Origin of the sequence: Lentzea sp. (assembly GCF_035525475.1) — a bacterium.
Classification (GTDB): domain Bacteria; phylum Actinomycetota; class Actinomycetes; order Mycobacteriales; family Pseudonocardiaceae; genus Lentzea.
In genome coordinates, this window is the sequence record NZ_DATLEC010000029.1 from 28680 (window position 1) to 49778 (window position 21099).

General features: G+C 73.1%; 3 protein-coding genes. All 3 read right to left on the reverse strand.

Translation table 11 applies throughout. The features are described from left to right. Nucleotides 1–13: 13 nt before the first annotated feature. Nucleotides 14–15781, reverse strand: a complete 15768-nt coding sequence (locus tag VM306_RS03980) for an SDR family NAD(P)-dependent oxidoreductase (protein ID WP_325510959.1) — start codon at nucleotides 15779–15781, stop codon at nucleotides 14–16. Between the two features lie 119 nt (nucleotides 15782–15900). Next, entirely contained in the window at nucleotides 15901–17109 is a 1209-nt protein-coding gene (locus VM306_RS03985) for an NAD(P)/FAD-dependent oxidoreductase (protein WP_325510961.1), read from the reverse strand. Beyond that, a partial coding sequence (locus VM306_RS03990) for a type I polyketide synthase (RefSeq protein WP_325510963.1) occupies nucleotides 17106–21099 on the reverse strand: 3994 nt, incomplete at its 5' end. The genes VM306_RS03990 and VM306_RS03985, both read right to left, overlap by 4 nt.

Consider the following 21099-nt stretch of genomic DNA (forward strand, 5'->3'; position numbering starts at 1 on the left):
CCGGTTCCCCGCGTCAGGCCCCGAACTCCTCGTCGATCAACGAGAACAGCTCGTCCACCGAGGCCGCGTCGACGTCCGTGCCGCCGTTCTGGTCGTCGCGCCACTTCCACACGAGACTTTCCAGGCGTGCCATGACCTTCTGGTAGGTCTCGCGGTCCTCGTGGACGAGTGCCAGCCCCTGTTCGACGGCGTCCAGGCCCGCCAGCACCACCGCCGCGGGACCGTCGTCACCGACGATCTCGCCGACCAGGTGGGCGGCCAGCGCGACCGGCGTCGGGTGGTCGAACAGCAGCGTGCTCGGCAGCTTCAGCCCGGTCCTGGCGGTGAGCCGGTTGCGCAGCTCGACCGCGGTCAGCGAGTCCACGCCGACTTCCTGGAAGCCCCTGGTGGCCTCGATCCTGTCGGTGGTGCGGTGACCGAGCACCACGGCCAGCTCCGTGCGGACCAGGTCCAGCACCGCCTTGCGGCGCTCGGGCCCGGACAGCGGGACGAGCTGGTCGCGCACCGAGACCGGGGCCTCGGCCGCGGCGGGCGCGCCGACGAGCTCGCGCAGCAACGCCGGCGGGTCGAGCCGCATCGCGTCCAGGTCGAACTTGGCGGGCACCAGGACCGCCTGTTCCCGGTGCTGCGCCGCGTCGAACAGCGCGAGGCCCTCCGCCGCGGACATCGCCAGGACGCCACCGCGCGCCATCCGGTCGAGGTCGGTCTGGCCGACCCGGCCACCCATGCCCTCGCGCTCGGCCCACAGGCCCCACGCGAGCGACAGGCCGGGAAGCCCGGCGGCCCGGCGGCGGCGTGCCACCGCGTCCAGCACCGCGTTGGCGGCCGCGTAGTTGCCCTGGCCGGGACCGCCGAGCACACCCGAGGCCGACGAGAACAGCACGAACGCGGTCAGGTCGTGGCCGCGGGTCAGCTCGTCGAGGTGCAGGGCGGCGTCGACCTTGGCCCGGAACACCCGGTCGATCTGCTGGGACGTCAGCGACTCGACCACGCCGTCGTCGTTGACGCCGGCGACGTGGACGACGGCCGTGAGCCGCACGTCGGTCAATGCCGCGGCCAGCGCCTGCCTGTCCGAGACGTCGCACGCGACGACGTCCACCTCCGCGCCCAGGTCCGTGAGCTCGGCGACCAGGTCGGTCGCTCGTGGGTCCGTGGCACCGCTTCGGCTGAGCAGCAACAACTTCCGCACGCCACGTTCAGCCACGAGGTGGCGGGTGAGCAATGCGCCCAGACCCCCGAACGCGCCGGTGACCAGCACGGTGCCGTCGCCGCCGAAGTCTCCCGGCACCGCCGCCGTCGGCGCGGTCCTGCGCAACCGCGGCACGAAGAGTTCGTTGCCGCGCAGGGAGAACCGAGGTTCGCCTGTGGCGAGGGCGGCGGGCAGCGCGTCGGGCGAGTCCAGCTCGGCCAGCACGAACCGACCTGGGTTCTCCAGCTGCGCCGAGGAGATCAGGCCTTGCACGGTCGCGCCGCCCAGTTCGTCCTCTGTGGACGTGAGGAAAGCCAGCCGTGAGGCGGTGAACCGGTCCTCGGCGAGCCAGTCCCTGACCACGCCGACGGTCCACCCGGCGAGTTCGCGGAGGTCCGGGATGGTGGGCACGGGGATCGCCACGGCGTCCGGGATCGTCTCCATCGACGCGAGATCGGCCAGCTCCTCGACGACGACAGGCTGGTGCGACGCGGCCGGTAGATCGGCGCGGACCCACTCCAGTTCGAGCAGCCAGTCGTGCTGCGACTGAGCAACCGTCCTGCGGGGCGTGAGCCAGAACCGTTCGCGCTGGAACGGGTAGGTCGGCAGGTCGACCCGGCCGGCTTCCGGGACGAGTGCCGTCCAGTCGACCGTCCCGCCCGTGACGTGCACGGTGGAGACGGCGGTGAGCAGCGTCGCGGTCTCCCCGCGGTCCCGGCGCAGCAGCGGCACGACCACCTGGTCGTCCGACTCCAGGCAGTCCCTGGTCAGCGCGGCCAGGACGCTGTCGGGTCCCACCTCGACGAACCTGCTGACACCGGCCTCGACCAGCGCCTGCACACCGTCGTGGAAGCGGACCGGTTCACGCACGTGCCGGACCCAGTACTCGGCGTCGGCCAGGTCCGTGGTCAGCAGTCCGCTCACGTTGGAGACGACCGGGATTCGCGGTTCGTGGAACGTCAGTCCGCTGATCGCGGCGCGGAAGTCGTCGAGCATCGCGTCCATGTGCGTGGAGTGGAAAGCGTGCGAGACGCGCAACCGCGAGGTCTTGCGGCCGCGCGAGCGCCACTCCTGCTCGATCCTCGTCACGGCGTCGTCGTCGCCGGAGATCACGACGGAGTCCGGTCCGTTGATCGCCGCGATGGAGACGCTGTCCGGGATCTCGTCCTCCCTGCCCTGCAACGCCACCATGGCCCCGCCGACAGGGAGCCGCTGCATGAGCCTGCCGCGGGCCGCGACCAGCACGGCCGCGTCGGCGAGCGAGAGGACCCCGGCGACGTGAGCCGCGGCCACCTCGCCGATCGAGTGCCCGGCGACGAAGTCCGGTCGCACGCCCCACGACTCCAGCAGCCGGAACAACGCGACCTCGACCGCGAACAGCGCGGGTTGGGCCCACCCCGTCTGGTCGAGCTCGTCACCGCTGGTCACGACGTCGGTCAGGCGTCCGTCGAACAGGGCGCGGATCTCGTCCCAGGCCTGCGCGAAGACCGGGAACCGCGCGTACAGCTCCCGGCCCATCCCGGCGCGCTGGGAACCCTGACCGGAGAACAGGAACGCGGTCTTGCCGGGCACCACGGCAGCGCTGACCAGACCGGGGACCTCGGTTCCCCCGGCCAGTGCGGCGAGCCCGCCGAGGAGCTCCGCGCGGTCCTCTCCGACCACCACCGCCCGATGAGCGAGCGTGGCGCGGGAGGTGATCAGGGACCTGGCCACCGCAGCCGGCGCGTTCGATTCCACAATGGACACGAGCCGTGCCGCCTGGTCCACCAGGGCTTCCCGGCTGCTGGCCGACAGGACCAGCGGTGCGACGGCGTCGCCCGGTGCCGGAGCGGGGACGGGCGGCGTGTCCGGGGCCTCCTCGATGATCACGTGCGCGTTCGTCCCGCTGACGCCGAACGACGACACCCCGGCGCGGCGCGGATGACCGTTGCGCTGCCACGGCTGTGCCTCGGTGAGCAGCGAGACCGCGCCCGCCGACCAGTCCACGTGCCCGGACGGCTCGTCGACGTGCAGCGTGCGCGGCAGCAGGCCGTTGCGCAGGGCCAGCACCATCTTGATCAGCCCGGCGGCACCGGCCGCGGCCTGGGTGTGGCCGATGTTCGACTTGATGGATCCCAGCCACAGCGGGGTTTCCCGGTTCTGGCCGTAGGTCGCGAGCAACGCCTGCGCCTCGATCGGGTCGCCGAGCGTCGTGCCGGTGCCGTGCGCCTCCACCGCGTCCACGTCGGCCGGGGACAACCCGGCGTCGGCGAGGGCCTTGCGGATGACCCGTTGCTGCGACGGCCCGTTCGGCGCGGTGAGGCCGTTCGAGGCGCCGTCCTGGTTCACCGCGCTGCCGCGGACGACCGCCAGGACCTCGTGGCCGTTGCGCTGGGCGTCGGAGAGCCGTTCGACGAGGACCAGGCCGACGCCCTCGCCCCACCCGGTGCCGTCGGCCGAGGCGGAGAAGGCCTTGCAGCGCCCGTCCTTCGCGAGTCCCCGCTGCCTGCTGAAGTCGACGAAGGCGTCCGGGGTGGACATCACGGTGACACCGCCGGCGATGGCCAGCGAGCACTCGCCCCTCCGCAGTGCCTGCGCGGCGAGGTGCAGCGCCACCAACGACGACGAGCACGCCGTGTCCACGGTGACCGCGGGGCCCTCGAAGCCGAACGTGTAGGACACCCGGCCGGACACGACGCTCGCCGAGTTTCCGGTGCCGACGTACCCGGCGACGTCCTCGTCGGTGTCCGCCGCGAGAGCCGCGTAGAACTGCCCGTTGGTGCCCGCGAACACCCCGGTGTCGCTGCCGCGCAACGACGCGGGGTCGATGCCCGCCTGCTCGAACAGCTCCCACGAGGCTTCCAGCAGCAGCCGCTGCTGGGGGTCCATCACCAGCGCCTCCCGCGGCGAGATCCCGAAGAAGCCCGCGTCGAACTCGGCCGCGTCGTAGAGGAACCCGCCCTCGTGGGCGTGCGAGACGCCGGGCCGGTCCTGGTCGGGGTGGCGCAACCGGTCCAGGTCCCACCCGCGGTCGTCCGGGAAGCCCGAGATGGCGTCGCCGCCGTTCGCGAGAAGGTCCCACAGCTGGTCGGGGTTCGCCGCCCCGCCGGGGAAGCGGCAGCTCAGCGAGACGATCGCGATCGGTTCGTCGACCGGGGCGGTGACGACCGGTGCTTGCGCGGTGGTCTCGCCGAGCAGGTCGATCCTCAGCTGGCGGGCGAGCGCGAGCGGTGTCGGGTAGTCGAACACCAGGGTCGCGGGCAACCGGTGGCCGGTCTTCTCCAGCAGCGCGTTGCGCAGCTCGACCGCGGTCAGCGAGTCGAAGCCCAGGTCCCGGAACTGCTTGTCCTCCTCCACGGCGGCGACGTCGTGGTGGCCGAGCACCTGCGCGGAGGCCGATCGGACGAGGTCCAGCAGTTCCCGCGCCTGCTCCGCTTCGGTCCGGCCTCGCAGCCGGTCGGCCCACTTCAGGTCGGTGGGTTCCTCCGCCGTGGACTGGTGTCGTGGCGTCACGGAGTCGAGCAGCGACGGGGCCGACACCGCCGAAAGCGGCAGCACGGCGGGATCACCGGCCAGCGCGGCGTCGAACAGGGCCAGGCCCTGCTCGGTGGTCAACGGCACCAGGCCCGTGCGCATGCTCCTGCGAACGTCCGCTTCGGACAGTCCGCGCGTCATCCCGGTGCGTTCGGCCCACATCCCCCACGCCAGTGACACCGCGGGAAGCCCTGCGGCACGACGGCTGCGGGCCAGCGAGTCCAGCACGGAGTTGGCGGCCGCGTAGTTGCCCTGCCCCGGACCGCCGAACGTGCCGGCGGCACCGGAGAACAGCACGAACGCCTGGAGGTCCGTGGTCAGCTCGTGCAGGTTGATCGCCGCGTCCACCTTGGGCCGCAGCACCCGTTCGACCTGCTCCGGGGTCAGCGAGGCGACGAGGCCGTCGTCGACGACACCGGCGGCGTGCACCACGGCCGTCACCGGACTCGTAGCCAGCACGGACGCCAGCGCCTGCCGGTCGGCGACATCGCACGCCTCGACTCGCACCCGTGCGCCCAGGCCCGTCAGTTCGTCCAGCAGGTCCGCGGCGCCGTCGGCGGCGAGTCCGCGCCTGCTGACCAGTACGAGGTCGCGGACGCCGTGCCGGGTGACGAGGTGCCGGGCCACCAACGCGCCCAGCCCGCTCGTCCCGCCGGTCACCAGCACCGTGCCGCTCAAGGTCACGCCGCCGTGCGTCCCGGCCCGCACGAGCTGCGGCACCAGCAGTCGTCCATCGCGCAGAAGTCCCTGCGGCACACCGCTCGCCGCGACGAGCGCCTGTTCCGACGCGGCCGAGCCGTCGCGGTCGAGCAGCGTGATGCGGCCGGGGTGCTCGGACTGCGCCGAGCGCACCAGGCCCCACACCGCGGCGTGGGTGAGGTCGTCCGCCATCGCGCCACGCGTCACCACGACCAGGTGCGTCGACACGAGTCGTTCGTCGGCAAGCCATTCCCGCAGCAGCTGCAGGACGTGCGAGGTGGTCGCGCGCACCGCGTCGGCCGAACCGGTGGACTCATCGCTCGCCAGGCACACCAGGAGGACGTCGGGGACCTCGGTGGCCGTGCGCAACGCGGAAAGGCCGGCGTAGGTGGCCGCGCGGTTGCCGGTGAGCCGCCACGCGGTCGTGAGGTCGAGCCGCGGACCACCGACAACGGCCCACCGGGTCACGTCCGGCGCTCCCGCGGCCGTGCCGGGAACCCAGTCGACGCGGTAGTTGCCGGGTTCGGCCGACGACGGGGCGTCCAGCCAGTACCGGGTCCGCTGGAAGGCGTAGGTGGGCAGCTCGGCCGGTTCGGCCTCGGGCAGCAGGGCGGTCCAGTCCACGGCTTGCCCGTGCACGTACAGCTCGCCGACCGCCGTCGTCAGCGTCTCGACCTCTGGCCGGTCCCGGCGCAGCGCGGGCTGCACCACGGACCTGTCCCCGACGCACTCGTCGACCATCGCCGACAACGCGGAGTCCGGCCCGACCTCGAGGAACCTGGTCACACCCTCCCCCGCCAGGTACCGCACGCCGTCGTGGAACCGCACCGCCTGCCGGACGTGCCGCACCCAGTACCCGGGCGCGCACGCCTCCTCCGGCGTCAGCAGTCGCCCGGTCACGTTGGACACCAGCGGAATCCGTGGCGGGCCGTAGGTCAGACGGGCCGTCACCTCGTGGAACTCCGCGAGCATCCCGTCCATGTGAGCCGAGTGGAACGCGTGGGACACCCGCAGCCGGGAAGTCTTGCGCCCCAACGCCCTCCAGTGCTCGGCCACCGCGACGACCGCGTCCTCGTCGCCCGACAGCACGACCGACGCCGGTCCGTTCACCGCGGCGAGCGAGACGCGCTCGCCGAGCTGGTCGAGCACCTCGGCCTCGCTGGCCTGGACGGCGATCATGGCGCCGCCGGGCGGGCACTGCCCCATCAACCGGCCGCGCGCGGCGACCAGGGTGGCGGCGTCGGCCAGCGAGAAGACACCGGCCACGTGCGCCGCGGCGATCTCGCCCAGCGAGTGCCCCGCGACGAAGTCCGGACGCACGCCCCACGACTCGATCAGCCGGAACAACGCCACCTCGAACGCGAAGAGCGCCGGTTGCGCGTGTTCGGTCCGCACGAGCTGGTCTGCCGGCGGCTCACCGCCCAGGGCGGCGCAGGCCTCGTCCCACGCCCGTGCGAACACCGGGAACGCCTCGGCGAGGCCCTGTCCCATGCCCGCGCGCTGCGTGCCCTGACCGGAGAACAGGAACGCCGTCCTGCCCTCGGTCGCGCGGCCGGTGCGCACCAGCGGACCCGTCAGGCCGTCCAGGCCGCGGAGCAGGTCGTCGCGGTCGCGGCCGAAGACGACGGCCCGGTCCGGCAGTGCGGCACGGGTCGTCACCAACGCCCTGCCGACCCCGGCCAAGCCCGTTTCGGAGTCCACAGAGGATCGAAGCCGAGCGGCTTGTGCGAGCAGGGCGTTCCGCCCCTTGGCCGACAGCACCCACGGGACCAGTGCGGGCAACGGGCCGGGGGTCGGCGCCGGGGCCTCGACGAGTTCGGGTTCCTCCAGGATCACGTGCGCGTTGGTGCCGGACACACCGAACGCCGACACACCGGCACGGCGCGGGGAACCGGCGCGCTCCCAGGGCTGCGCCTCGGTGAGCAGCGAGACCGCGCCCGACGACCAGTCCACGTGCGGTGTCGGCTCGTCGACGTGCAGGGTCTTGGGCAGCAGGCCGTTGCGCAGCGCGAGCACCATCTTGATCAGCCCGGCCATGCCCGCCGCCGCCTGGGTGTGGCCGATGTTCGACTTGACCGACCCCAGCCAGAGCGGCCTCTCGCGGTTCTGGCCGTAGGTGGCCAGCAGGGCCTGCGCCTCGATCGGGTCGCCCAGGACCGTGCCGGTGCCGTGCGCCTCGACCGCGTCGACGTCCGATGTGGACAGTCCGGCGTCGGCGAGGGCGTCGGTGATCACGCGTTCCTGCGACGGGCCGTTGGGAGCGCTCAGGCCGTTGGACGCGCCGTCCTGGTTCACCGCGCTGCCCCGCACGACGGCGAGCACCTGGTGGCCGTTGCGCCGGGCGTCCGAGAGCCGTTCCAGCACCAGGACGCCGACACCCTCGCTCCAGCCGGTGCCGTCCGCCGCGCCGGCGAACGCCTTGCAGCGCCCGTCCTCGGCGAGGCCGCGCTGGCGGCTGAACGTGATCAGCGCTTCCGGCGTGGACATCACCATCACGGCTCCGGCCAGCGCCATCGTGCACTCGCCGCGCTGCAGCGCCTGGCGCGCCAGGTGCACGGCGACCAGCGCGGAGGAGCACGCCGTGTCGATGGTGACCGCGGGTCCCTCCAGGCCGAACGTGTACGCCAGCCGTCCGGACATCACGCTCGCGGACGTGCCGGTGATCAGGTAGCCGGGTTCGGCGTCCGGCGCGTGGGCCAGCAGCGAGGCGTAGTCCTGGCCGTTCGTGCCGACGAACACGCCCGTCTTGGTGCCGCGCATCGTGTCCGGGTCGATCCTGGCGCGTTCGAACGCTTCCCACGACGCTTCGAGGAGCACCCGCTGCTGGGGGTCCATCGCGACGGCCTCCCGCGGCGAGATGCCGAAGAAGCCGGAGTCGAAGTCGGGCATGTCCGGCACGAAACCACCGGCCCTGGCGTGCGAGCGACGACCGCCGGAAGCGTCGCCGTGGGCCAGTTCGCCGAGGTTCCAGCCCCGGTCGTCCGGGAACTCGCCGATGGCGTCACCGCCCGCGACCAGCAGCCGCCACAGGTCCTCCGGCGACCGCACGTCACCGGGGAACCGGCAGCTCATGCCGACGATGGCGATCGGGTCGTCGGTGACGCGCGCGGTCACCGCGGCGGGAGCGACGGCGTCGGCGCCGAACAGCTTGCCGCGCAGGAAGTCCGCGACCGCCACGGGGGTGGGGCGGTCGAAGATCAGCGTCGTCGGCAGCCTCAGCCCGGTGACCTCGTGCAGCCGGTTGCGCAGGTCGACCGCGGTGAGCGAGTCGAAGCCGAGGTCCTTGAACGTCGCCTTCCCGTCCACGGACGAGGAGCTCGCGTGGCCGAGCACGTCGGCGGCCTGGGTGCGGACCAGTTCCAGCAGCGCGCGGTCCCGCTCGCCCTCGGCCAGCCCGGCGAGGCGCTCGGCCAGCGGGAGGGAGGCCTCCGCACGCCGGGTGCCGGGTGCGAGGTCGCGCAGCAGGGCCGTCAGCACCTCGCTGCGAGTGTCGGCCGCGCGCACGTCCAGGTCGACCGCGACGAGCTGCGCCCGTCCGGCCCGCTGGGCCGCGTCGAACAGCGCGAGGCCATCAGCGGCGGACAACGCGGAGATCGCGCCCTTGTCGAGCTTCTGGAACGTGTCGTCGTCGACCTGACCACCGCTCGTGCCGCGCTCGGCCCACAGGCCCCACGCGACGGAGACCGCGGGCAGTCCGCGGTCACGACGGCGTTGGGCCAGCGCGTCCAGGAACACGTTGGCGGCCGCGTAGTTCGCCTGCCCCGCCGTGCCGAACACACCGCCGATCGACGAGAACAGCACGAACTCGTCCAGGTCCATTGTGGACGTCAGTTCGTCGAGGTGCACCGCCGCGTCCACCTTGGGGCGCATGACGTGGTCGACCTGGTCCGGCGTCAGGGACTCCAGCACGCCGTCGGCGATCACGCCGGCCGCGTGCACGACCATGGTCAGCGGGTGTTCCGCCGGGATCTCCGCGAGCACACCGGCGAGGGCGGCGCGGTCGGCGGTGTCGCAGGCGGCGATGGTGACGTGCGCGCCCAGCCCGGTCAGCTCCGAGGCGAGTTCCGCGGCACCGGGTGCTTCTCCGCCTCGGCGGCTGACGAGCACGAGCCGGCGCACGTCCCGTTCGGTGACGAGGTGCCGTGCGACCAGCGCGCCCAGGCCGCCCGTGCCGCCGGTGATCAGGACGGTGCCCTCCGGCTTGAGCGGGCGGGGCTCCACCGGTTCGCGCAACCGCACCAGCCGGGGTGCGAGCAGGCGTCCGTCCCGGATCGCCAGCTGCGGTTCGTCCGGGCGCCACGAGACGGGGTGCCAGGAGGCCGGGGAGGTGTCGCCGACGTCGAGCACCTGCAGCCGTCCGGGGTGTTCGGACTGGGCGCTGCGCAGGAGCCCGAGCACCGGGGCGCTGACCAGGTCCTCGACCGTCTCGTCCGGTGCGGTGCTGACCGCGCGGCGGGTGACGAGCACCAGCTTCACGGCGTCGAACCGCTCGTCCGCGAGCCAGGAGCGGACGAGGCCGAGCGTGCCGAGCACGGTCGCCCTGACCGAAGCAGGCACGTCGCCGTCGACTACCTCGGGCCGCAGACTCAGGAACACGACCTCCGGCGACTCCGCCGCGACCACGTCGAGGTCGGCGTCCGGCTCGATGAACACCGCACGTCCGGTGGGCGCGCCGGGAACCTCGGCCCACTCGACGGCGAAGAGGTTGCGCGGCAGGGAAGCGGTGTCCGTCCGGCGCAGCGAGACCTCGTCGGCGGTGAGCACGACCGCACCCGACGGATCCGTCGCCCGCACCGCGAACCCGCTGCCGGCCGGAACGGACTGCACCCACAGCTCGCGGGCTCCGGCCGCGTGCAGCCGCAGACCGCGCCAGGCGGTCGCGACGACGGCGTCCCCGTCCGCCACGGCCTCCACCAGCGCGTCCAGCAGGGCGGGGTGGAAGCCGTAGCCGCCGGCTTCCTCGGTGGTCAACGCGATCCGCGTGCCGGTCGACGGCCAGTCGACGACGTTCTCCCCGCCGGGGACGGCCAGGGTGCCGGTCGCGTGCCGGGTCCACTGAGGACGGTCGTCCTCGGGGGCCGCGTAGATCGCGAACGGCCGGTCGCCGGACTCGCCCGCGACGCCGACCCGTGCCTGGAACAGCAGATTTCCCTGCTCTGGCAGGGAGTGCACGACCTTCAGCTCCGCGACCGCGCAGCCGGTTCCTCCTGCCGCCGCGAGCGCCAGCCCGGCCAGTCCGGTGTCGTTCACCCGTCCACGCCCGGTGAACACGACTTCGTCACCGTCGGCGAGGCGGAGCTCGGCGGCCAGCAGCGGATGACCTGTGGACCTCAGACCCAGCGCGCCCGCCGACGCGGCGGACGCGCCGACCGGCAGCCAGAACCGCTGCCGCTGGAACGCGTACGACGGCACGTCGGTCAGCCGCCCGCCCGGCAGCACCACCGCCCAGTCCGGTTCGGCACCGGCGGCGACCGCCTCGGCGACCGCGATCCGGAACCGGTCGAGGCCGCCCTCGTCGCGGCGCAGCGTGCCCAGCACCGCCGCGTCCGACTCCTCCAGCGTCTGGGCGATCGACACCGTCAGCACGGGATGCGGGCTGACCTCGACGAACGTGTCCATGCCCGCGTCGTGCAGCGCCCGCGTCGCCACGTCGAACTGCACGGTCTCACGCATGTTGCGGAACCAGTAGCCCGCGTCGAGCTCGGAGGTGTCGACCTGACCACCGGTCACCGTCGAGTAGAACGGCACGGTGGCGCGGCGCGGCGTGACCGTCGCGAGCTCGGCCATCAGCCTGTCCCGCAGCCGTTCCACGAGGGCGGTGTGCCCGGCGGAGTTCGCGCCGCGGATCCGGCGGACGCGGACGTCCTCCGCCTCCAGCACCTCGGTCAGCTCGTCCATCGCGTCCGGAACGCCGGACACCGCAACCGATCCGGGCGCGTTGACGGCGGCGATGCCGATCCGGTCACCCCACGGCCGGATGCGCTCCTCCACCTCGGCGCGCGACAGGAACACCACGGCCATCACGCCCAGGCCGGACAGGTCCTCCCACGCCTTGCTGCGCACCGCGATGATCCGCGCGGCGTCGGACAGGTCGAGCGCGCCCGCCACGTACGCCGCCGAGACCTCGCCCTGCGAGTGCCCGACGACGGCCGCCGGTTCGATGCCGTGCGACCGCCACAACGCCGTCAGCGACACCATCATCGTGAACAGCGCCGGCTGCACCACGTCGATGCGTCCCACGTCGGGCGAACCGGGCTGCCGGGTCAGCACGTCGAGCAACGACCAGTCCAGGAACGGCTCGAACGCCGCCGCGCACTCGCGCACCGACGCCGCGAAGACGGGCGAGGTCTCCAGCAGCTCCTGGGCCATCGCCGGCCACTGCGCGCCCTGGCCGGGGTAGACGAAGACGGTCTTGCCGGTCGCCGCACCGGTGAACACGCCCGACCTCGCGGTGCCGCTGCTGAGCGCGGCCAGCCCGTCGAGCACGTCGTCGCGTCCGGTGCCGAGGACGACCCCGCGGTGGCGGAACCGCGACCTGGCCGTGGCCAGGGTGAAGGCGGTGTCCGGCACGTCACGGGCGGGGTCGGCGGTCAGGTGGGCGTGGAGCGCGGCCGCCTGGGCTCGCAGGGCTTCGGGGGTGCGGGCGGACAACGGCAGGATCGTGGCCTCGGCCCTCTCCCCCGCCGGAGGCGGCGCGGCGCCCGCCGGTGGCTGTTCGATGATCACGTGCGCGTTGGTGCCGCTCACCCCGAACGACGACACGCCCGCCCTGCGCGGACGGTCGCGTTCCGGCCACGGCGTCGTCTCCGTCAGCAGCCTGACCGCGCCCGCCGACCAGTCCACGTCGTCGGTCGGGCGGTCCACGTGCAGCGTCCTGGGCAGGGTGCCGTGGCGCATCGCCATGACCATCTTGATGATCCCGGCGATGCCCGCCGCGGCCTGGGTGTGGCCCACGTTCGACTTCACCGAGCCCAGCAGCAAGGGCTGGGCCGAAGGCCTGTCCTGGCCGTAGGTGGCGAGGAGCGCGCGTGCCTCGATCGGGTCGCCGAGGCGCGTTCCCGTGCCGTGGGCCTCGACCGCGTCCACGTCCGCGCTGCCCAGATCCGCGTTGGCGAGGGCGTCCCGGATGACCTCCTGCTGGGCCAGGCCGCTGGGTGCGGTGAGACCGTTGCTGGCGCCGTCCTGGTTCAGCGCGGAACCCTTGACCAGCGCGAGCACCGGGTGGCCGTGGGCCAGTGCGTCCGAAAGCCGTTCCAGGACCAGGATCCCGACGCCCTCGGCGAACGCCACGCCGTCGGCGCCGGCGGCGAACGGCTTGCTGCGCCCGTCCGGGGCGAGGCCGCGCTGCCTGCTGATGTCGACGAACACGTCCGGCGTCGCCATGACCGAGACGCCGCCGGCGACCGCCAGCGCGCTTTCGCCGGACCGCAGCGACTGGCACGCCAGGTGCACTGCCACCAAAGAGGAAGAACACGCGGTGTCCACCGTGACAGCGGGACCCGCAAGGCCGAGGACGTAGGCGAGACGGCCGGAGACGACGCTGCTCGCGCTGCCGGTGCTGAGGTAGCCCTCCAGCGCGTCCGGGACCTGGCCGAGGTGCGAGGAGTACTCGTGGAACATCACGCCCGCGAACACGCCGGTCCGGGTGCCGCGCAGGGTGGTGGGGTCGATGTTGCCGCGTTCCAACGCCTCCCAGGCCGTCTCCAGCAACAGGCGCTGCTGCGGGTCCATGGCCAGCGCCTCGCGCGGGCTGATGCCGAAGAACTCCGCGTCGAACTCGCCCGCGTCGTGCAGGAACCCGCCGTGCCGCACGTAGGTGGTGCCCGGCCGGGACCGTTCCGGGTCGAAGATCGCGTCGACGTCCCAGCCGCGGTCGGCGGGGAACTCGGTGATCGCGTCCACCTCGCCGGCGACGAGGTGCCACAGCTCGTCGGCGGACGTGACGCCGCCGGGATAGCGGCAGCTCATGGACACGATGGCGATCGGCTCGTCGTCCCGTGACCGCTGTCCGGCCTGCGGCGTCGCGGCCGCCTGACCCGAGCTGAGGTGCTGAGCCAGCAGGGCGGCGCTCGGGTGCTCGAACGCGACGGTGACCGGCAGCCGCAGACCGGTGGCCGCCATCACCCTGCCGCGCAGCTCGACCGCGCTCGCCGAGGTCAGGCCGAGATCGCGGAACGCGCGGTCGGCGTCCACCGCGGACGCGTCCCGCAGGCCGAGGACGTCGGCGACCTCGGTGCGGACGAGGCGCAGCATGGTCTCGGTGTCGAGCAACGAGAACGTGGGGCCGGCCAGACCGCGCAACGCCTCGGGAACCTCGTCCGCACGGCCGCGCAGTGCCGCGGTGTCGAGTGCCAGCGCGACCAGAACCGGCTCCGCCACACCGCGTGCGGTGTCGAACAACGCCAGCAGGTCATCCGTGGACATCTCGCCGATGCCCAGGCCCGGCTCGGCATCGCGACCCCACGCGATCGCGGTGCCGGCGAGTCCCCTGGCCTGCCGGTCGCGCGCGATCGCGGCGGCGGTGGACTCGAGCGACTCCAGGGACAGCCGGGTGAACATCAGGAACGCCTCGACGTCGCCGTGCAGTTCGTCGAGCGCCCTCAGGCCGGCCTCGTCACCCCCGACGTGCACGACCGCGGTCACCGCGTGTTCCGCCGCGGTGGAGCCCACCACCACCCGTTCGGCGCCGTGCTTCTCGACCAACCGCCCGGCCACCAGATCCGCCAGCTCGCGGTCGTCCCCGGCCACGAGGACCACACCGGACAACGGCCGCACCAGTACCTCTGGCGCGTCGAGCACGCGCACCAGCCGCCCGGACTCCACGCCGAACAACCAGTCGTGCCGGGCGGCGGCCGTGGCGACGAGACGAGCGGGCCGTTGCACCAGCAGCCGTCGCGTCACCTTGCCCGACGCCGTCCTCGGCACGGCCTCGATCTCGTAGACCTCCACCGGGACCTTGTGGTGTGCCAGGAGCTCCCGGCACCGCGCGAGGATCTCGGCCGGATCAGGCCTGCCCTGCGAGGACGGCACGACGTACACCGCGGGCACCTCGCCGAGCACCTCGTGCGGCCGGCCCGCCACCGCCACGTCGTCCACGAAGGACGCCTTGCGGACGACGTCCTCGATCTCGGCGGGGTGGATGTTCTCCCCGCCGCGGATGATGAGCTCCTTGATCCGGCCGCTGATCGTCAGCGCGCCGCTCGCGTCCTGCCGGGCGAGGTCGCCGGTGCGGTACCAGCCGTCCCTCAGCGCGGCCGCGGTCGCCTCCTCCTGACCGTGGTACCCGGTCATCACGTTCGGCCCGCTGACCCAGACCTCGCCCTCCTCGCCGGTCTCGCGGTCGTGCCCGGTCTCCGGGTCGACGATCCGGACCGACAGGCCGGGCACGGGCCGGCCGCAGGAGTCCGCCACCCACTCCGCGTCCGGCGGGTTCATCGTGATGGCGCCGCACGTCTCGGTGCTGCCATAGCTGTCGACCAGCCCGATGCCGTACGCGGCGCGGAAAGCCTGCTTCAACGCGGGCGACGCGACCGCGCCCGTCACCAGTCCCGCGCGCAACGACGACAGCGCGGACCTGTCCTGCCCGGACGCGGCCAGCAGGTGGTGGTACATCGTCGGCACACCGGCGAGGAAGGTGCTGCGATCCTGCCGGATCGCCTCCACGACGTCGTCGGCGGCGAACCCGCTGAGGATGCGCGCCGTCGCGCCCACGGCGAGAACACCGTGCACGAGGAACACGTGCGCGAGCGAGTGGAACAGAGGCAGCGGCCACAGCACCCGGTCGTCACCGGACAACCCGAGCACCGGCGCATAGGCGGACGCGACGGACCACAGGCAGTTGCGCTGGGTCGACAGCACGCCCTTGGGGCTGCCCGTGGTGCCGGAGGTGTAGAGCATCCACGCGATGTCGTCGAGGCCGAGGCAGTCGCGCGCGTCGTGCGTGGGCACGGTCGACGCGAGCTGTTCGTAGTCCTCGCCGACGGTGACGACGGCGAGGTCCTCACGGCCGCGGACCAGGTGTCCCCAGCGCTCCAGGCCGTGCCGGTCGGTGAACACGAGCCGGGCGCCGCTGTCCCGCAGCAGGTACGCGATCTCCGGCTCGGCCAGCCGCGCGTCGACCGGGACGCCGATCGCACCGGCCCGGTGGGCCGCGTAGTAGCACTCGACCGCCTCCACGCCGTCCCGCAGGCAGATCAGGACCCGGTCGCCCGGCCGCACCCCGAGGCCGGCCAGGTGACCGGCCAGCCGCCGGGTGCGCCCGGCGAGCGCGGCGTAGCTGACCGAGCGGCGCGCGTCCGAGAAGGCGATCTTCTCGCCGTGCGCCTCCGCCTGAGCCTCCAGCAGCTCGGCGATCGGCCGGATCAGGTCAGTGCGGAGCATGCGGATCCCTTTCGCCACGTGATCCGCCACCGCGGCGACGCGGCGCCGGAATCCCTTACCCGCCAAGCTATCCAGCCGATCGCCGGGCCATAACCCCTAGCTCGTGCCCCAGAAACGGCTCAGGCCCGCAGAGGGGCAGGCACCTCGCCGTGCAGGTAGTTGCTGCAGTTCATGATGTTGCCCTGCACCGCGCGGGTGGCCTCGATGCCGCCCTTCTTCGCCCGCAGCAACAGGATCATCCGGTTGACGTGCTTCAGCATCGCGCCGCGCGACCGGACGCGGCGGGCCCGTGCGCGCCGGGTCTGCTCGTAGAGCCGCAGCCTCGGCGTCGGGTCCGCGGCTCCCTCCAGCGCCCGGCTGAGCACCCAGCCGTCCTCCAGCGCCTGGTTCACGCCCCAGCCGACCCTGGGCGGCACGGCGTGCGCGGCGTCGCCCACGAGCGTGATCGGCCCCTCGCCCCACCACTTGCGGACCTTGTGGATCACGTGCGGGTGCACCTTGATGTCCTCTTCGGTGAGCACGTCGATCAGGTCGGCCACCGCGGGGGGCCAGCCCGCGAACCACTCGCGCAGCAGGTCCATCCTGGACGGTCCCGACCTCGGCCCGGTGGTGGTCTGGTCACCGACGACACCGGTCGCGTCCAGGCCGGGGATCGGCCAGTGCACCTCGAACGCCCAGTGCTTGAGGTCCTCGGTGACGGAGTGGGTCGTGAACGCCACCTTGCGGCCGTAGTAGGCGGGCACGAAGTGCTGGTCGAGCCCGCCGATCTGCTTCTGCGTGGTGCCGTGCCAGGTCGCGAGGCCGGTGTACTCGGCGATGTCGTCCGGGCCGAACAGGTGACCGCGCACGACGGACCGGTAGCCGTCCGCGCCGATCAGCACGTCACCGGCGACCCGCGTGCCGTCCTCGAACACCGCCGTCACAGGTGCGTCCGCACTCGTGCGCGCCGTTTCTATGGCGACACAACGCATTCCGGTCCGCAGGACGCCGTCCGGCAACGCCGCGGCGAGCCTGCGGACGATCTCGCCGCGCATCACCCCTGCGACGTGCGAGCCGAGCTTGCCGGCGATGTCGGCCAGGTCGACCCGCATCAGCGGTTTCTCGTCGTAGGACATGATGTCCGCGCTGTCCATCCGCACGCCCAGGTCGTCGACGCCGATGCCCAGGTCGCGCAGGATGCTGGTGCCGTTGGGCCACAACAACACCCCGTTGCCGCCCGCCCGCAGCTCGGGGCCGCGCTCGAACACCTCGACCTCGTGCCCGGTGCCGAGCAGGCCGGCGGCGGTGGTCAGGCCGCTGACCCCGGCCCCGATGATGATCGCTTTCACAACGCCTTCTTTCGGGTGTTCGCGGAGAGCCAGTCCTGCACCGCACGCGCGGTCGACGCGGAATCTCCTTCGAGGATGCTGAAATGGCTGCCCGGCACGTCGAGCGTGAGGTGCGGGGTCTCCCAGAACGCGCGCCAGTCGGTGTCGTCGTCGACCGGCTCGCCGAGCTTGTCCGAGTACGGCTCGGTCGCCCTCAGCAACAGGGTCGGCGTGGCGATCGGTTCCGGCTGCCACCCCGAGAAGAACTCGTGGTAGCGGCCCATCGCCGTGACGCGCGTGTCGTTGCGCAGCGCGAAGCCGCTTTCCTTGGCCAGCACCGTCTCCATGAGCGACGGCTCCAGCCACGGCCGCAGCCGGCTGATCCCCGGCGAGAAGCTGTCCATCAGCAGCACGGCTTCCGGTGCCTCGCCGGACTGTTCCAGGTGGTGGGCGACGGCGTAGGCGAGCATGCCGGACGCGGAACGCCCGACCAGCACCGCCGGGACACCGCACCGCCGCACGGCTTCCGCGTGCAGGAGGACGAGCGCCTCCAGGTCCTCCGGGAGCGCCTCGCCGTCGACGTAACCGGGTTCCGGCAACGCCCACACGTCCCGCAGCCCGCGCAGCCCGGCCGCGAACTTGGCGTACTCGTGCGGTCCCGACACCGCGCTGAACCCGGGGAAGCACAGCAGAGCGGGCGTCCCGGCCCCACTGGCGAGCTTCACCGGCGACGGCACGTGGTCGAGCGCCGAGCCGACTCCGAACGACGGTCGCAACGACGCCGCCGCCTTGGCCAGCGACAACGCCTCGTCGAACCGTCCCTCGCCGCAGGCGTTCCAGTACAGCTCGCCGATCGACTGCCCCGCCTGTCCCGGTTCGCTGTCGAGCTGCCGGGCCAGGTGCCCGGCCAGGGCGAGCGGGGAGGGCTGGTCGAACAACAGCGTCGCGGGCAGGTCCAGCCCGGTCAGCGCGGTGAGCTGGTTGCGCAGCTCCACACCGGTGATCGAGTCGAACCCGAGCTCGAGGAACGGCGTCTCCGCCGTGATCTCGTCCGCGCTGCTGTACCCGAGCACCGCCGCGGCGTGCGTGCGGACCAGGTCGACCAGGATTCGTTCGCGTTCCGCCGCGGACTTCCCGCCGAGCAACGACTCCTCGGCCACGACGGCCGCGGGCACGACCCTCCTGACCGGACCGCGTGGCGGAGCGGCCTCGGAGGGCGACGGCCGTTCGCCCGGCCTGCTCGTCACCGAGTCGACGACCACGACCGGTTCGCCCGTGTGGTCGCTGCCGAGCACCCGCACACCATCGGTCCGCACGGTCAGCGACCGCGCGCCGGTCGCGAGCAGCCGGACTCCCCGGAACCGCACGACCTGCGAGTCACCGAGTCCCAGCGCCTGGTCGAGCAACGCGGGGTGCAGGCCGTAGCCGGCCACCGCGACGGACTCCGGAACGCTCACCTCGACGGCGTCACCGTCCGGTGTGGTGATCATCGGCCCGCCGTCCGGCGCCAGGTTGCCCTGCGCCACCTGCTGCCACGCCGTGCCGCCGTGCCGCGAGAACATCCGGACCTCGCGCCGGCCGGTGTCGTCCGCGGCCTGCACGCGCACCTGGACCTCGCCGTCGGCCAGGACCGGGGACACGGTCAGCTCCTCGACCAGGCCGCAGCCGACCTCGTCGCCGGCGCGCACGGCCAGTTCCACGAACACCGACGCCGGCACGAGCTCGCCGAGCCACGGGTGCGCGCTGCGGGACAACCGCCCGGTGAGCAGCACGCCGTCCTCGTCCGCCAGCGCGACGACCGTGCCGAGGAGCGGATGGCCGCTGCCCGCCGCCGGCCGGGACTGCGCGGACATCCAGTAACGCCTGCGCTGGAACGGATAGGTCGGCAGGTCGAGGACGCGGGCGCCGGGCCGCGAGCCCAGCCGGACCCAGTCCACCGCCACGCCACGGGTGTGGGCCCGCGCGAGCGCGGCCACCACCGCGTCGGCCTCGACCTGTTCCTTGCGCTGCAACGGGATGAAGACGACGTTCTCACCGGGCAGGCACTCCGCGGCCATCGCGGAGAGCACGCCGTCCGGCCCGATCTCCAGGACCCGGCCGACGCCCTCCGCCCGCATCCGGCGGACACCGTCCAGGAAGCGGACGGGCTGCCGCAGGTGCCGGACCCAGTAGCCGGGCGAGCACACCTCGTCGGCGGTCAGCACCTCGCCCGTCACGTTGGACACGATCGCGATCGACGGCGGCCGGAACGTGATGCGCGACGCCACCTCGCGGAACGCGTCGAGCACCGGGTCCATCAGCGGGGAGTGGAAGGCGTGGCTGACCGACAGCCGCCGGACCTTGCGCCCCCGTCCCTCCCACAGCTCCGCGACGGCCAGCACCGCGTCGGCGGCACCGGAGACGACGACCGCCCGCGGGCCGTTGACCGCGGCGATCGAGGCGCCCGTGACGCCGTCCAGCGACGCGGTCACCTCGTCCTCGCCCGCCTGCAGCGAGACCATCGCGCCACCGGACGGGAGCTCCTGCATCAACCGGGCCCGCGCCGCGACCAGCGCGCACGCGTCCGGCAACGAGAACACCCCGGCGACGTGGGCCGCGGCGACCTCGCCGATCGAGTGGCCGAGGACGTACTCCGGCCGCACCCCGAGGTCCTCGACGAGCCGGTACAGCGCCACCTCCAGCGCGAACAGCGCCGGCTGGGTGTAGCCGGTCTGGTCGAGCAGGCCGGCCTCCGCCGACCCCGGCTCGGCGAACACGACCCGGCGCAGCGCCACGTCCAGCTCGCCCTCGAACTCCGCGCACACCGCGTCGAAAGCCTTGGCGAACACCGGGAACGCGTCGTGCAGCTCACGTCCCATGCCGGCGCGCTGCGACCCCTGGCCGGTGAACAGGAACCCGACCGCGCCACCGGCCGTCGTGCCCTCGACCACGTTGACCGCGGGCACTCCGTCGGCCAGTGCCCGCAGCCCGGCGAGCAACTCCTCGCGTTCGGTGCCGAGCACCACCGCGCGGTGGGCGAACGCCGACCGGTTCACCGCCAGCGCCGCACCGATCGCACCCGGCGTCAGGCCGGGCCTCGACTCCACGAACGACTCGATCTGCCTGGCGTAGTCCCGCAAAGCGGTTTTCGACTTCGCCGACAGCGTCCACGGCAGCGCGGTCTCCTCGCCGGTCGTCTCATCGCCGGTCTGGGGTGCTTCTTCGAGGATGGTGTGCACGTTGGTGCCGCTGATCCCGAACGCCGACACACCCGCTCGTCGCGGGTGACCGTTGCGGTCCCACGGCTGTGCCTCGGTCAGCAGCGAGACGGCGCCCTCCGACCAGTCCACGTGCGGCGACGGCTCGTCGACGTGCAGGGTCCTGGGAAGCACACCGTTCCGCAGCGCCATGACCATCTTGATCACACCGGCGACACCGGCCGCGGCCTGGGCGTGCCCGATGTTGGACTTCACCGAGCCCAGCCACAACGGCTTTTCGCGGTCCTGGCCGTAGGTGGCGAGCACCGCCTGGGCCTCGATCGGGTCGCCGAGGCTCGTCCCGGTGCCGTGCGCCTCGACCGCGTCCACATCGGACGGTTCCAGTCCGGCGTTCGCCAGCGCCTGCCGGATCACCCGCTGCTGCGCCGGACCGTTCGGCGCCGTCAGGCCGTTGGAGGCGCCGTCCTGGTTGACCGCCGAACCGCGCACCACGGCGAGCACCGGGTGCCCGTTGCGCCGCGCGTCGGAGAGCTTCTCCAGCAGCACCAACCCGACTCCCTCGGCCCAGCCGGTGCCGTCCGCGGCGGCGGCGAACGACTTGCACCGCCCGTCGGCGGACAGGCCGCGCTGGCGGGAGAAGTCCACGTACCCGGTCGGCGAGCCGTAGACGGTGCTGCCGCCCGCCACCGCGAGCGTCGACTCCCCCTCGCGCAGCGACCGCATCGCCAGGTGGATGGCGACCAGCGAGGACGAGCACGCGGTGTCCACCATCACCGCCGGCCCCTCCAGCCCGAAGCTGTAGGAGACGCGGCCG